Below are 15,391 nucleotides of genomic sequence, written 5' to 3'. Positions count from 1 at the left end.
CCCGGCCGGGGCGGTGAGCGCGGAGAACCCGCTCACCGCCCCGGCCGGGCTCGTTTCAGCCGAGCAGTTCCTCCACCAGGTCGGCGGCCCGCCGGGTGCCGCCCTCCGCGCGGGCGTCGTCGCGCAGCCCGGCCGAGCGCCGGGCGACCCCGGGATCGGCGGCAAGGGCGTCGAGCGCTTCCCGCAGCGCCTCGGGGGTGGCGTCGTCGGTGTCGATGCGGCGGGCGACCCCCAGCTCGACGAGCTTGTCCGCGTTCATGAACTGGTCGGCGCCCTGCGGTACGGCGATCATCGGCACCCCGCTGTACAGCCCCTCGGAGCTGCCGCCCATCCCGGCGTGCGTGACGAAGGCGTCCGCCTGCTGGAGGATCGCCAGTTGCGGCACCCACCGGTGGACCTCGACGTTGCCGGGTACGGTGCCCAGCTCCGCCAGGTCCGTCCGCTTGCCGACCTGGAGCACGACGTGCCACCCGGGCAGGTCGCCGTACGCCGCCAGGCAACTGCGGTAGAAATCCGGGCGGTTGGTGTACGCGGACCCCAGTGAGATCAGCAGTACCTTCTCCGCCCCGGCGGGCCGGGTCCAGGTCTGCTCGTCGCCGCGCCCGGCGAAGCACGGCCCGACGAACGTGACGGTGTCCATGTCCACGTCGTCCGCGTGCGGCTGCATCGCCCGGGGGATCAGCGCCAGGGTGTCGTCGGGGCGGCCGGCGAAGGCGTCCATGTCGAGCGTGGCCGCACCGCAGCCGGCCAGCCACTCGGTGAACTTCGCCCGGTACGCGTCGGCCCCGGGCAGCGTCCACAGCTGGGCCGCCACGTCCTTCTCGTAACTCCGCCAGCCGACGAAGGTCGGGTAGAGCTGCATCAGGCGGCGGTTCTGCGACTCGGCCAGCACCCGCGCCGGGTACGCGCCGATGTCGTACAGGTACAGGTCCGCGGGGTCCTCGTCGTAGACGGCACGCAGCTGCGGCAGGGCCTGGACGGCGTCGTCCAGGAAGAGGCCCATGGCGGCGATCGGGTCGTCCGGCCAGTTGTCGTCGCCGACCGGGAGCACGGAGTCGTACGGGACGAAGGTGGCGCCGGTGGCCTCGATGCGCTCGGCCATCACGGGGTCATTGGCGTAGGTGACGCGGTGGCCGCGGGCCACCAGTTCGCGGATGACCTCGATGCTCGGCAGCACATGGCTCACGGCGGGGATGCCGACCATGGCGATATGGGCACGACGACGTGTCATGGGGAATCACTCGTTTCAGTTCTGCGGCGGAAGTGGACACGGCAGACCGGCGCGTCGCCACCCCGGCGAAGGTCAGCCGGGCGGTGGGCGCGTGGATGCGGTGTGCCGGACGGGTCGGGGGTGTGCCCCGGCCGAGTCAGCCGTAGAGCTGCACGATGTTCATGCGGCGAACCTAGCCGCCGGCCGGTCCGCGCGCACTCGGTTTACGGGCGGCGTGCGGGCCGGCGGTCCGCGAATGCGGTCAGCGCCCGCCCCGGCGGACCGGGGCGGGCGCTGACGGCGGGGTCAGGGCTGGATCGGCATCGACCAGCAGTTGGAGGTGGCGCGCTTGCCGGCGAGGCGGTCGGTCATCCAGGAGATGGCGTCGCCCTGGTCCGTGATGAGCGGGACCATGTGGTTGGTGAGGATCTTGTCGCCGAGGTTGGGCAGGATGACGGCGTCGTACGTGACGTTGCCGCCCTTGCGGCACCAGTCCACGGCGAGCTGACGCGCCTGGGCGTGCGGCACGATGTCGTCCTGGATGCCGGTCGCCACCCGCACCGGGCCGGTGGGCTTGAGGGTGCCGATGCGCTGCTTGTCGAGCGCGGCCTGCGCCTTGGGCTCGGCGGCGATGATCTCGCCGAGGGACTTGCCGGTGGTGGTCCACTTGGAGCTCTTGGCGAAGCCGTAGCCGAGGATCGCGTCGCCGACGCACATCGTCGAGGCGTCCTTCAGCGCGGCTCGTCCGGCGTCGTTGATGTTGGCCTCCACGACGTCGCGCAGATCCGCGTCGGCCTGCGCGAAGCCGTTGATCGACCAGGCGAGGGCGGCGGCCAGGGCGCTGCCGTCGATGCCCTTCATCGTCGCGGTCAGGTCGGCGGGCGGCGCCCCGGCGTAGGTGCCGGCCAGCTGGATCTCGGGGGCGTACGAGGGCTGGAGCTCGGCGGCCGACGCGCTGGCCCCGCCGCCCTGGCTGTAGCCGTACAGGCCGGTGCGGGAATCGGGCGTGAGCGAGGTGGCGGGCAGCTTGTGCGCGGCGCGGACCGCGTCGAGCAGCGCGTGGCCCTCGTCGACCCGGTTGACGTAGGTGTGCAGCCGGTCGGTGGTGCCGAGGCCCACGTAGTCGGTGACGACGACGGCGACACCGGCGGACAGGAGCCGGTAGACGGAGAGGGTCTCGTAGCCGATCGACACGGACTCGGGGGTGAGGGCCAGCGGGTGCTGGAGCGCCAGCGAGGGTGCGCACTGGTCGCCCTGTCCCATGGTGCCGGAGGCCAGCGCCACCAGCGGGCGGGCGCCGCCGCCCTTCCAGGAGGCCGAGGGCTCGATGTAGGCGCCGGTCACCGCGGCCGGCTGCCCGTTGGAGTCGGTCGTCCGGTACATGAGGCGGGTCGCGGTGCCCGGCATCGGGCGGCCGTCCAGGCCGGGCAGGCTCAGGCCGAGCGGCAGGGGTTCGGTGCGTATCAGCTCCCCGTTGGCGGCGGGCAGTTGGGCGGGCGGGTTGTAGAACGCGGGGATGGTCGTGCCCCGGGAGACGACGGGCTCGGTTCCGTCCGCGCTGGCGGGCGCGGCGTATGCGGCCACGCAGGCCGCGGCGGTCATGGCGACGGCGGCGGTGCGGAGGGCACCGGCGCGCGGGCGGCGGGTGGGGGGTGTGAAGAAGGTGGAACGCGAACGGCTGTCCTTGCGGCTCACAGCTCACTCCTCGCTCTGCTTCGGAAGGCGGGTGAGCGCAAGCTAACAGCGCGGCTTACCGGTGGTAACCCATCAGTAAGTTACGCATTGGTAACTATCATCGGCGACCGAACCCGTGCCCCCCGGCAGCCAAGTTGCCTATTGTGGGCGCGAGCTGATCATCCGCAGCCTCCCGCACCCTGGAGTTGGCCATGTCCCGACCGGAGAACGACATCACCGCCCCCCTCATCGACACCAGCAAGCCGCATCCCGCGCGGATGTACGACTGGTTCCTGGGCGGCAAGGACAACTACCCGGTGGACGAGGCCATGGGCCGCCAGATGCTGGCCGTCGAGCCGAACGTTCCGGTGATGGCGAAGATCAACCGGGCCTTCATGCACCGCGCCACCCGCTGGCTGTCCGCCCAGGGCGTCCGCCAGTTCCTCGACATCGGCACCGGGATACCCACCGAGCCCAACCTGCACCAGGTGGCCCAGGAGGCCGCGCCCGCCACCCGGGTCGTCTACTGCGACAACGACCCCATCGTGCTGGCCCACGCCGAGGCGCTGCTCAAGGGCACGCCCGAGGGCGTCATCGACTACGTGCAGGCCGACGCGCGCAACGTCGACACCATCCTCGAACGCGCGGGCAAGACACTGGACTTCAGCAAGCCGGTGGCCCTGTCGATGATCGCGCTGCTGCACTTCGTGAGCGACGAGGACGGCGCGTACGAGCTGGTCAGCCGGCTGACCGACGTCCTCGCACCCGGCAGCTACATGGTCATCTCGCAGATCACCGCCGACTTCCACCCGGAGGAGGCGCGCCAGGTGGACGAGATGTACAAGGCCAACACCCTGACGCTGGCGCCGCGCACCCGCGCCCAGTTCGCCTCGTTCTTCGACGGGCTGGAGATCGTGGAGCCCGGCGTCGTCGCCGCCGAGGCCTGGCACCCCGAGCTCGGCGAGCCGGTCCCCGGCACCGGCGAGGTCGTCACCCCGGGGTACGTGGCGGTCGGCCGCAAGCCGTAGCGCGCACCCCATCAGCAGCGGCCCGGTGGGCACTTGGCGCGCGAACCGTCCGCGCCGGGTGTCACCGGGCTGTGTGATGATGCACGGAAAACGGACCGGCCGGGGTGCCGGGAGGGGCGGGAGCGCAGCCTGGACAAGGGCGGGTCTTCCATACCGGACGAGGAGTGGGAGCGCTTCCTGCGGGAGGCCGGGACCCCCGGCGCCCCCGAGGAGCCGGCGCTGAAGTCGTACCGGGTGGACTCCGCCAACGGCGGCTGCGACAACACCACCGGCTACTTCCGCCCCGAGTTCGAGAAGGAGCGGGGGACCTCGGACGACGGCACGAAGGTCGACCCGTACGAGCGGGGCACGTCGATGGACGAGCGGATGCGGGACCGGGACGCGGCGGAGTGCGGCACGGCCACCCGCACCTGACGCGGCCCCGTCCAGGCAATCCCGGGCGGGCCGGTGCCTCGCGTCGTACGCTTTCGAACGTGACCAGCAAACCCGACGCGGCGCAGAACCTGCGCGACCTCGCCCGGCTGCGCCGGGTCCGGGACCGGATCGACCGCGAGTACGCCCAGCCGCTGAACGTCGAGGCGCTGGCGCGCGGGGCGCACATGTCGGCGGGCCACCTGAGCCGCGAGTTCCGGCGGGCGTACGGGGAGTCCCCGTACGGCTATCTGATGACCCGGCGCATCGAGCGCGCGATGACGCTGCTGCGCCGGGGGGACATGAGCGTGACCGAGGTGTGCTTCGCGGTCGGGTGCGCCTCGCTCGGCACGTTCAGTACGCGCTTCGCGGAGCTGGTCGGGATGCCGCCGAGCGTCTACCGGCAGGAGGCGGCGCAGGCCACCGAGGGGATGCCGTCGTGCGTGGCCAAGCAGGTGACGCGGCCGGTCAGGAATCGAGAAGCACCGCTGCCGGGGACGCCGCTAGCGTAAGGGTGCCGGGACGGCGGGCGGCGACGACGGGGCTGCGCGACGGGCCCCGCCAATCCAGGGAGAGACATGAGCAGGGCCAGGGACACGCAGCCACACATCGCCGACAGCCACGATCTGATCCGTGTGCACGGGGCACGCGTGAACAATCTGAAGGACGTCTCCATCGAGATCCCGAAGCGCCGGCTGACGGTGTTCACGGGCGTCTCCGGTTCCGGCAAGAGCTCGCTGGTGTTCAACACGATCGCCGCCGAGTCGCAGCGGCTGATCAACGAGACGTACAGCGCCTTCGTGCAGGGGTTCATGCCCGCCCTGGCCCGGCCCGAGGTGGACGTCCTCGACGGGCTGACGACCGCGATCATCGTCGACCAGCAGCGGATGGGCGGCGACACCCGCTCCACGGTGGGCACCGCAACCGACGCCAACGCCATGCTGCGCATCCTCTTCAGCCGCCTCGGCTCCCCGCACATCGGCCCGCCCAGCGCGTACTCCTTCAACACCGCGTCGGTGAAGGCCAGCGGTGCGATCACCGTCGAGCGCGGCAACAAGAAGGCCGTGAAGGCGACCTTCAGCCGCACCGGCGGCATGTGCACCGAGTGCGAGGGCCGGGGCACGGTCTCCGACATCGACCTCACCCAGCTCTACGACGACTCCAAGTCCCTCGCCGAGGGCGCGTTCACCATTCCCGGCTGGAAGTCCGACAGCTTCTGGACCGTGCGGGTCTACGCGGAGTCCGGCTTCCTCGACCCGGACAAGCCGATCGCGAAGTTCACCGAGAAGGAGATGCGGGACTTCCTGTACCGGGAGCCGACCAAGGTCAAGGTGGAGGGCGTCAACCTCACGTACGAGGGGCTGATCCCCAAGATCCAGAAGTCGTTCCTGTCCAAGGACAAGGACGCGCTCCAGCCGCACATCCGGGCCTTCGTGGAGCGCGCGGTCACCTTCACCACCTGCCCCGCCTGCGAAGGCACCCGGCTCAGCGAGGGCGCCAGGTCGTCGAAGATCGCGGGCATCAGCATCGCGGACGCCTGCGCGATGCAGACCAGCGACCTGGCCGCCTGGATCGCCGGCCTGGACGAGCCCTCGGTCGCGCCGCTGCTCACCGCGCTCGGGCAGACCCTCGACTCGTTCGTGGAGATCGGCCTCGGCTACCTCGCGCTCGACCGGCCCGCGGGCACCCTGTCCGGCGGCGAGGCGCAGCGCGTCAAGATGATCCGCCACCTCGGATCGTCGCTGACCGACACCACGTACGTCTTCGACGAGCCCACCGCCGGGCTGCACCCGCACGACATCCAGCGGATGAACAGCCTGCTGCTGCGCCTGCGCGACAAGGGCAACACGGTGCTGGTGGTGGAGCACAAGCCGGAGACGATCGCGGTCGCCGACCACGTCGTGGACCTCGGCCCCGGCGCCGGTACGGGCGGCGGCACGGTCTGCTTCGAGGGCACCGTCGACGGGCTGCGCGCGTCGGACACCGTCACCGGCCGGCACTTCGACGACCGGTCCGCGCTCAAGGCGGAGACCCGCGAGCCCACCGGTGCGCTGGAGGTGCGGGGTGCGACGGCGAACAACCTGCGCGGGGTCGACGTGGACATCCCGCTCGGTGTGCTGACCGTCGTCACGGGCGTGGCCGGGTCCGGCAAGAGCTCGCTGATCCACGGCTCGGTGGCCGGGCGGGACGGCGTGGTGACCGTCGACCAGAGCGCGATCCGCGGTTCGCGGCGGAGCAACCCGGCCACGTACACCGGGCTGCTCGACCCGGTCCGCAAGGCGTTCGCCAAGGCCAGCGGCGTGAAGCCGGCCCTGTTCAGCGCGAACTCCGAAGGCGCGTGCCCCACTTGTAACGGTGCGGGCGTCGTCTTCACCGACCTGGCGATGATGGCGGGCGTCGCCACGGTCTGCGAGGAGTGCGAGGGCAAGCGGTTCCAGGCGTCGGTGCTCGAATACCGGCTCGGCGGCCGGGACATCAGCGAGGTGCTCGCCATGTCGGTCGCCGAGGCCGAGGAGTTCTTCGGCTCCGGCGAGGCGCGTACGCCGGCCGCGCACCGCGTCCTGGAACGGCTCGTGGACGTCGGGCTCGGCTACCTCAGCCTCGGCCAGCCGCTCACCACGCTCTCCGGCGGCGAGCGGCAGCGGCTGAAGCTGGCCACGCACATGGGCGAGAAGGGCGGTGTGTACGTGCTCGACGAGCCGACCACCGGACTCCACCTCGCGGACGTGGAGCAGCTCCTCGGGCTGCTCGACCGGCTCGTGGACTCCGGCAAGTCGGTCATCGTCATCGAGCACCACCAGGCCGTGATGGCGCACGCCGACTGGATCATCGACCTGGGCCCCGGCGCCGGTCACGACGGCGGCACGGTCGTCTTCGAGGGCACGCCCGCCGGCCTCGTCGCCGCCCGCTCCACCCTCACGGGCGAGCACCTCGCGCAGTACGTGAGCGCCTGAGCGAAACCGTGCGCCCGCCCCGGCCATGACGGCCGCGCGCGAGTTGCGCGTCGGGTCAAGGCGGCGTGCCGTAGGAGCCATCTCCCTGTTCAGGTTGGCCGGTTCACGCGGGACGGGCGGTCGCGCAGGCCCCGATGTGGACCATCGCCTTCGCTAATCGGACCCCCTGGTCCCCAACTCCGGCCAGCGTCGCGGTGCTTGCCGGTCCGCCGCGTACACAGGGGCATCCGAGTGCTCTACAGTCACACTTGACCGATTTCGATCACTTCCGCACGCATAGCTGATCGCAAATTTTCACGACCGCACGCATTCAGGGTTCTGCGCTAGGCATAGGATCAAGCCGCGCAACCTGAGCCCCGCCAAGCCCACTTGTCCCGTCCGCAACTGTGCACACGATGTGCGAGCACCCCTACCGACACCCCCACGACCCGTTAACAGGTATCTGCGTGTCATCGATACTCAGCACCGGTTCCGGCGATGGAGCCGCGCAGTGAAAATCAATCGTCGCCTCGTTCTGCTGGTCACCGCTCCCCTTACCGTCGCGGTCGCCTTCTCGGCCCTCGCCCTCGCACCCGCGACCAATCAGGCACTGCAGGCGAACCGGCTGGCCGACATGGCCGACGTCGCCGCCGGCGCAGCCGATTTAGCCCACCAGTTGCAGCGCGAGCGGGCGGCAGCCACCGCGCTGGTGTCCCACCAGGCGGACTCCTCCGCCTTCCAGGAGAGCTCCGACGCGACCGACAAGAGCATCGCCGCCTTCAAGGGCCGCACCGGCCGGCTCTCCGAGGTCCCCGGAAGCGCCCAGGAGGCGCTGAACCGCATCGACCGCTTCACCGACGAACTCCCCGCTCTGCGCGCCCAGGTGCGTTCCGGCTCCACCACCATCTCGGCGCTCGCCTTCGGCTACCGGATCGTGATCGCGGACCTCAACGGCTACCGCGACGGCATCGCGCAGGCCGACGGTGTCGACGCGGACATCGCCGACCGCATCCGTGCGGCCGCCGCCCTGTCGGAGGCCGCCGAGCACACCGCCCAGGAGCAGGTCACCGTCATGAGGGCGCAGGCCGCAGGCGGTTTCACCGTCGCCTCCCAGCGCACCTTCGACGCCAGTCGGCTCGGCTACACCGAGTCGACCGAGGTGATGTTCGGCCTCGGTCCCAGCGAATGGCGGACCTGGCTGGAACGCACGCTCTCCGGCCCGAAGGCCCTGGAGTCCCGGAAGCTCGAGGACCGGATCGGGCGCGCCGACCCCAGCAAGGCCATCGACGTCACCCCGAAGCAGTGGCTGAAGGCCTCCGAGGACCGCCAGACGCTGCTGCGCCAGGTCGAGGAGCGGATCGACGAGTCCGTCGCCGCGACGGTCGACGCGGAACGCACCAGGCTGCTGTGGACCGCCGGCGGCGAGGTCGCCCTGGTACTCCTGACCCTGGTCGGCGTCGTCCTGGTCGCCGTACGCCTCGGCCGGGTCATGATCCGCCGGCTGCGCTACCTGCGCAACGCCGCGCACGAGGTCGCCCACACCCGGCTGCCGGCCGTCATGAGCGAGCTGTCCCAGCCCGGCGCGCTGAGCGGGTCCACGCCCGAGCAGGTCGCGGAACGCACCGGCAACCCCGTCGAGACCACGGGCGGCGACGAGATCGGCGAGGTCGGTGAGGCGTTCAACGCCGTCCACCACGAGGCCGTGCGCCTCGCCGCCGAACAGGCCCGGGTGCACGAGCAGTTCGCCGAGACCCTGGTCCGGGTCGCCCGCCGCGGCGCCCAGCTCACCAGCGTCATGGTGTCCGAGCTGGACACCGTGCAGCGCGACGAGGCCGACCCGGAGCGCATGAAGACGCTCTTCGCCCTCGACCACCTCGCCATCCGCATGGAGCGCAACACCAACAACCTGCTGGTACTGGGTGGTTACGGCAACGCCCGGGTGCGGTCGGCCGACATCGGCTGTTCCACCGTCATCGTGGCGGCGGCCCAGCAGATCGAACGCTTCGACCGGGTCTCCCTCGGTGCCGTCGAGGCGGGCATCGGCATCGCCGCCCGCGCCGTGCACGACGTGGCCCACATCCTGGCGGAGCTGCTCGACAACGCCACGCGCTTCTCGCCGCCCGACGCCCAGGTCGGGGTCGCCGTCTGGCGGCTGTGGGACCGGGCGGTCGTCCAGATCGTCGACGAGGGCGTGGGGATCTCCGCGGACCGCCGCGCCGTGCTCAACGCCGCGCTCCGTGAGCCGAAGACGGGCATCGGGGACGTACGGTCCATGGGTCTGCACGTGGTGGCACGCCTCGCCGCCCGGCACGGCATCGTTGTCGAGCTCCGCGACTCCTCGGGCCCCGGCACCATCGCCGAGGTCACCCTGCCCAAGGGTGTGCTGGCCGAGGTGACCGGGGAACCGGCCCCGCCGACCGAGAACGGCTTCGAGTCGCCCCGTACGGTCGTCACCCGCCGGAAGCCGAACGACGTACGCGGACGGGTCGGCCACCCGGTCGGCGCGGGCGTCGGCGCCCGCGCGGGCGTCGCGGCGGACCCGGGCCCGCGCGAGGAGCACGAGGGCCCGGCCCGTACGGACGGCACCGACGCGCCCGCCCAGCACCCCGTGCACGACGAGCCGGCCTCGCGCATCGCGGGCGTCAGCGCGTCCGGACTGCCGGTCCGCAAGCGCACCGCGCCCCAGCAGTGGCCCGTGCGGGAGAAGCGGGGCGGCACCGAGCAGCGGTCCGGCGCCGGTGCGCCGCGACCGACCACCCGCCGCCGGGACTCCCGGCAGGTCTCCGACGTCCTCGCGGCCTACACGCAGGGCATCAGCCGGAGCACGAACCCCCGCGGGCGTCCCGCCAACAATGACGACACCGAACGGACCAAGAAATGACCTCACCCACCGACCTGAGCTGGATCCTGAGCGACTTCGCCGGCCGCATCCCGGAAGTCACCCAGGCGATAGCCGTGTCCGTGGACGGACTCGCGCTCGCGTTCACCGGCGTGGAGCGCGACGACGCCGACCGGCTGGCCGCCATCGCCTCCGGCGTCGTCAACCTGCTGTCCGCGGCAGCCCAGTTGACCGACACCGACCCGGTGGAGCACAGCCTGACCGCGATGGAGGGCGGCTACATGTTCTCCATGGCCGTCTCCAGCGGTGCCTCGCTCCTGGTCATGACCACCAGGGACGCGGACATCGGCGAGGTCAGCTACATGATGTCCGAGCTGATCAACCAGGTGGGCGACTCGCTGTCCCCCCAGACCCGTTCCCCGCACACCTCCCCCACGCACTGACCCGGCCGTTCCCCCACGGCCGCAGCGACCCGTCCGCGGAGCCCACTCCGCGGTCGGGCCACACCGTTGTCCGACCACTCCCCCGATGAGAGCCCTCATGTTCTTCGACATACCCCGCCGCACGCGCCACCGCAGATTCGTCCGGCCGGCCGGCGCCGCCGCCCTCGCCCTGGGCCTGGCCGCCGTCACCGGTTGCAGCAGCGACAGCGGGTCCGGCGACGAGACCGTCAAGGTCGGCCTGGTCGCCTCGCTGTCCGGCACCTACAAGCCGGTCGGCACCGACCTGCGCGACGGCTTCCAGCTGTACCTGAAGACGCACGACAACAAGCTGGGCGGGCGCAAGGTCGAGCTCGTCGTCGCCGACGAGGGCGACGGTCCGCCGACCGCCGTCCCGGCCGCCACCAAGCTGGTCAAGAAGGACAAGGTCGACGTGCTGACGGGCCTCGTCAGCGGTGGCTCGGTCAACGCGGTGCTGCCGCTGGTCGGCCAGGCCAAGATCCCGTTCCTCGGCTCCAACGCACGGCCCGAGGTCAAGGACGCCACGTACGTCTGGACGACGAGCTTCATGTCGGACGAGCCGGGCAAGGCCATCGCCCCGTACGTCAAGGAGAAGGTGAACGGCCCGGTCTACGCGATCGGTCCGGACTACCAGGGCGGTTACGACGAACTGCGCGGGTTCACCGAAGAGTTCAAGCGCGTCGGCGGCAAGCTCGCCAACCCGGACGGCAAGACCAAGTGGACGCCGTTCCCGAAGACGACCAACTTCATGCCGTACTTCGCGGACATCGCCAAGACCGACGCCAAGGCGGTCTACTGCTTCTACGCCGGCAAGGCCGCGATCGACTTCGCCAAGCAGTACGCGCAGTCCGACGTCGCCGATCTGCCGCTGTACACGGCCTTCGTCACCGAGGGCAGCGTCCTCCAGGCCGAGGGCGAGGCCGCCAAGGACATCTACTCCGTCCTGAACTACGCGCCGGACCTCGACAACGCGGCCAACCGCAAGTTCGCCGCCGACTGGACCGCCGAGCACGACACCCAGCCGACCACGTACGCGATGTCGTCCTACGACGCCGCCGCCGTGCTCGACAAGGCGATCGCGGACGCCGCGAAGAAGGGTGACGTGACGTCGGAGACCATCAACAAGGCCATCGCCGGCCTCGGCCAGATCGACAGCCCGCGCGGCGCCTGGGAGTTCAGCGAGAAGGCGCACGCGCCGGTGCAGACGTGGTACCTGCGCCAGGTGCGCCCGGACGGCAACCAGCTGTCCAACGTCATGGTCCAGGACCTGGCGACGCTCGGCGGCTGACATGGAGCTCCTCGATGCCCACCTCGTGCCGGCGGTGGACGGCGTGGCCTACGGGCTGCTGCTGTTCGTCGTCGCCGCCGGCCTGAGTCTCGCGTTCGGCACGGCCGGCGTACTGAACCTCTCGCACGGCATGCTGTACGCGATCGGCGCCTACACCGGCGCGGAGCTGAGCGACGGAACCTGGGGCGGTCTCGCCCTCGGCCTGGCCGCGGGCACCGCGGCCGCGGCCCTGGCCGGGGCGGGCCTGTCCGCCGCCACGGTTCCGCTCGCCCGGCGTGGGCATCTCGCTCAGGCCCTGCTGACGTTCGGGATCGCCCTGGCCGGCGGTGATCTGCTCATCCAGTTCTTCGGGGCGGACGAGCTGCCGGTGCGCGTCCCCGGCGCGCTCGACTCCTCGGTCCACCTGCTGGGCCACCGCTACCCCGCCTACCGGCTCTGCTTCATCGCCATGGCCGTCGCCCTGGCGGCCTTCGGTACGTGGGTGCTGACCCGGACCCGGGTGGGCGCGGCGGTACGCGCGTCGGCGGACGACCCCCAGATGCTCGCCGCCACCGGCCACAACCCGCGGGCGGTGCACACCGGTGTGCTCGCCGCGGCGGGTGCGCTGGCCGGTGCGGCGGGCGTGCTCGGGGCGCCGATCATCGGCCCCGGCCCCGGCACGTCCGAGAACGTGCTGATGCTGTCCCTCGTGGTCGTCGTACTCGGCGGGCTGCGCTCGCTGTGGGCGACGCTCGCGGCCGCGGTCGCCGTGGGCGAGGTCCAGACCCTGGGCGTCTCGGTGCTGCCGGACCTGGCGCCGTACCTGCTGTTCGCCGCGATGGCGGCGGTGCTGGTGTTCCGCTCCCGCTTCACGGAGCCGGAGGCCCACGAGGAGCGGGGCCCGTCCTCGGACCCGGTCTCCCGGCTGCGGCGGCTCCTCGCCGCGCGGTGGCAGAACCGGCCGCGCGCGACGGCGGCTGCGCCCCCACCGGCGGCCCCCGGGCGGCTCGGCGCGTGGCTGCGCTCGGCCGGGTGGCGGCAGGCCGTCCCGCTGCTGGTGCTGCTCGCCGTCCTGTTCGCGCTGCCGGGGATGCTCGACTCGTACAGCATCTCGCTGGCCGGGTCCGCCCTGGCGCTCGGGCTGCTCGCGGTCAGCGTCACCGTCCTGACCGGGTACGCCGGTCTGCCCACGCTCGGGCAGACCGCCCCGTTCGCCGTGGGCGCGTACGCCACCGCCAACCTGGCCGACGCCGGGTGGACGGTGGGCCCGGTCCAGATCGTCCTGTCGGCGCTCGCAGCCGCGGTGTTCTCGGCGGTGACCGGGCCCGCGGTGATCCGGGCGCGGGGAACCACGGTGCTGATGATCACCCTCGCGGTCGGCGAACTCACGAGTGCGGTGATCAACCAGGTCAAGTCCGTCACCGGCGGCGCCGACGGGCTGGTCGGCTTCCCGGCCACCCAGGCGCTGTGGGGCGGCGAGGGCATGACCGAGGAGCGCGAGCTGTACGTGTACGCGGTCGTCGTCGCGGTCGTCGCCGTCGCCCTGACGCTGCTGGTGCTGCGCTCCCCGGCCGGGAAGCTGCTGACCGGCACCCGGGGCGCCGAGGCGCGGATGCGCGCGTCCGGCCACCCCGTGGGGCGCTACCTGCTGGTGGCCCACATCTGCGCGGGTGCGCTGGCCGGGGTCGGCGGCTCCCTGATGGTCACCGTCCAGCAGTACCTCTCCCCCGCCGACGTGGGCTTCGAGATCGCCGCGTTCGCGCTGCTCGCGGTCGTCATCGGCGGTACGACGTCGGTCATCGGCGCGCTGCTGGGCGCCGGGCTGATCGTCTTCACCCGGGACTGGGTCGCCGGCTCCTGGCCCGGCCACGGACCGCTGCTCCTCGGGGCGCTGTTCATCGCCGCCGTGTACCTGCTGCCGCGCGGCCTGGCCGGTCTGCGCGCCGCCGTCGGCCGCCCGGCGCCCGCCGTCTCCTCCGGGAAGGTCGCCCCATGACGCCCGCACCGCACACCTCGCAGCCGGTCCCCGTGCTGGACCTCGACCGCGTCACCCGCAGGTACGGCAGCCTCACCGCCGTCGACGAGGTCTCCCTGCGGCTGCCCGCGGACGCCCGGCACGCCGTGATCGGCCCCAACGGCGCCGGCAAGACGACCCTGCTCAACCTCATCGCCGGCACCGACCGGCCCGACCACGGCACGATCGCGCTGAACGGTACGGACGTCACCCGCGTGTCCACCGCGAAGCGCAGCCGGCTGGGGATAGCCCGGAGCTTCCAGCAGCCGTCCGTCATCGCCGAGCTGACGGTGCTGGACAACATCGTGCTGGCCGGCTGGGCGCACCACCCCGAGCGCAGGGGCGCCTGGCGCAGCCGGTCCCGCTACCGGCTCCACACCGAGTCGGCCCTGCACCACCTGGAGACCGTCGGGCTGGCCGGCCTCGCGCACCGGCCGGCCTCCACGCTCTCCCACGGGCAGCGCCGCATGCTCGACCTGGCCGCGGCCCTGGCGGGCGGTCCCCGGCTGCTGCTCCTGGACGAGCCGGCGGCCGGGCTGACCGACGGCGACATCGGCCGGCTGCTCGCGATCCTGGGCGCCCTGCCCGCGAGCGTGGCGGTCGTGCTCGTCGAGCACCACGTCGAGGTGGTCGCCCAGGTCGCCACGTCGGTGACGGTGCTGGCGGCGGGCCGGGTGCTCGTGACCGGGCCGACCGGGGAGGCGCTCGCCCACCCGGAGGTCCGCGACGCCTACCAGAACACGGCGCCGGTCCCCGTCACCGGCAGCCACGAAGCGAGAGGATGACCGACCCCCGATGCTCGAACTCACGGGCCTGACCGCGGGCTACCACGGCGGCACGGTCCTCCACGGCCTCGACCTCTCGGTGCCCGCCGGCACGGTGCACGCCGTCGTCGGCCACAACGGGGCGGGCAAGACGACGCTCGTCCACACCGTCGCCGGTCTGATGCGCCCGGACGCGGGCACCGTTCGGCTGGACGGCCGGGACGTCACGGGGCAGCCCGCGCACCGGATCGCCCGCGCCGGGATCGGTCTCGTACCGCAGGGCCGCCGGGTCTTCGCCAACCTGAGCGTCGCCGAGCACCTGCGGCTGTCGCACCGTCCGCCGCGCCGGGGCGACATCTCGCGGCCGAGTGTGTGGACGCCGGAGCGGGTGCTGGAGCTGCTGCCCCGGCTGGGCGAGCGCCGGAGCAACCGGGGCACGGACCTGTCCGGCGGGGAGCAGCAGATGCTGGCCCTGGCCCGCGCGCTGCTCGGTTCGCCGAGCGTGCTGCTGCTCGACGAGCCGACGGAGGGCCTGGCGCCGGCCCTGGTCCGTCAGGTGCACGAGCTGGTGACCACGCTGGCCGAGGAGGGCATCGCCGTACTCCTGGTGTCGCCGAGTCCGGCGACGGCGGCCCGGTGTGCGGACACGCTGACGGTGCTGACGTCGGGGCGGGTGGGGCTGCGGCTGGACGGGGCCGAGGCCCGCGAGGACCCGACGGCCCTGCACGCGGCGCTGGAACTGGCGCCGACGGGGTTCTGACGGGCGCGAGGAGGGAGCCGCCCCTCCTCG

Annotated in this window: 12 protein-coding genes; 10 read left to right on the top strand and 2 right to left on the bottom strand. The window is 72.3% G+C overall.

Going from position 1 to position 15,391, the window contains the following annotated elements:
- Positions 1–55: 55 nt before the first annotated feature.
- Together OG242_RS25625 and OG242_RS25620 are read right to left on the bottom strand one after the other, a co-directional pair.
- On the bottom strand, positions 56–1,231 hold the full coding sequence (locus OG242_RS25625; protein WP_405900378.1) for a macrolide family glycosyltransferase: 1,176 nt from the start codon (positions 1,229–1,231) through the stop codon (positions 56–58).
- A 285-nt stretch (positions 1,232–1,516) separates the two neighbouring features.
- Complete coding sequence (locus OG242_RS25620) at positions 1,517–2,905, bottom strand: lipase family protein (protein WP_405900377.1); 1,389 nt, start codon at positions 2,903–2,905, stop codon at positions 1,517–1,519.
- 191 nt (positions 2,906–3,096) lie between these two features.
- On the opposite strand from OG242_RS25620, the gene OG242_RS25615 reads away from it, so the two are divergent.
- From OG242_RS25615 to OG242_RS25570, 10 genes are all read left to right on the top strand, one after another.
- A complete protein-coding gene (locus OG242_RS25615; protein WP_405900376.1) occupies positions 3,097–3,912 on the top strand; it encodes an SAM-dependent methyltransferase in 816 nt (271 codons plus the stop codon).
- A gap of 33 nt (positions 3,913–3,945) precedes the next feature.
- Entirely contained in the window at positions 3,946–4,326 is a 381-nt protein-coding gene (locus OG242_RS25610; RefSeq protein ID WP_405901787.1) for a hypothetical protein, read from the top strand.
- Positions 4,327–4,385: 59 nt separating this feature from the next.
- Positions 4,386–4,835 carry a helix-turn-helix transcriptional regulator gene (locus tag OG242_RS25605; protein WP_405900375.1) on the top strand — a complete coding sequence of 150 codons (450 nt, stop codon included), beginning with the start codon at positions 4,386–4,388 and terminating at the stop codon, positions 4,833–4,835.
- 66 nt (positions 4,836–4,901) lie between these two features.
- Positions 4,902–7,277 (top strand): ATP-binding cassette domain-containing protein, encoded by a 2,376-nt coding sequence (locus OG242_RS25600; RefSeq protein WP_405900374.1) that lies wholly within the window; start codon positions 4,902–4,904, stop codon positions 7,275–7,277.
- Between the two features lie 490 nt (positions 7,278–7,767).
- On the top strand, positions 7,768–10,137 hold the full coding sequence (locus OG242_RS25595; protein ID WP_405900373.1) for a nitrate- and nitrite sensing domain-containing protein: 2,370 nt from the start codon (positions 7,768–7,770) through the stop codon (positions 10,135–10,137).
- Positions 10,134–10,538, top strand: coding sequence for a roadblock/LC7 domain-containing protein (locus OG242_RS25590; protein WP_405900372.1), 405 nt, complete (start codon positions 10,134–10,136; stop codon positions 10,536–10,538). Before OG242_RS25595 ends, OG242_RS25590 begins: the two co-directional genes overlap by 4 nt.
- A gap of 97 nt (positions 10,539–10,635) precedes the next feature.
- The gene (locus OG242_RS25585; RefSeq protein ID WP_405901726.1) at positions 10,636–11,844 is read left to right on the top strand and encodes an ABC transporter substrate-binding protein; all 1,209 of its coding nucleotides are present in this window, start codon (positions 10,636–10,638) and stop codon (positions 11,842–11,844) included.
- A gap of 1 nt (position 11,845) precedes the next feature.
- Positions 11,846–13,819 carry an ABC transporter permease subunit gene (locus tag OG242_RS25580; protein ID WP_405900371.1) on the top strand — a complete coding sequence of 658 codons (1,974 nt, stop codon included), beginning with the start codon at positions 11,846–11,848 and terminating at the stop codon, positions 13,817–13,819.
- Positions 13,816–14,622, top strand: a complete 807-nt coding sequence (locus OG242_RS25575; protein ID WP_405900370.1) for an ABC transporter ATP-binding protein — start codon at positions 13,816–13,818, stop codon at positions 14,620–14,622. The genes OG242_RS25580 and OG242_RS25575 overlap by 4 nt, the downstream gene beginning before the upstream one ends.
- Before the next feature lie 10 nt (positions 14,623–14,632).
- The gene (locus tag OG242_RS25570) at positions 14,633–15,361 is read left to right on the top strand and encodes an ABC transporter ATP-binding protein (RefSeq protein ID WP_405900369.1); all 729 of its coding nucleotides are present in this window, start codon (positions 14,633–14,635) and stop codon (positions 15,359–15,361) included.
- Positions 15,362–15,391: the final 30 nt, after the last annotated feature.

It is taken from the genome of Streptomyces sp. NBC_00727, assembly GCF_045161745.1.
Lineage (GTDB): Bacteria > Actinomycetota > Actinomycetes > Streptomycetales > Streptomycetaceae > Streptomyces.
This window is presented reverse-complemented; position numbering and strand designations above follow the sequence as displayed.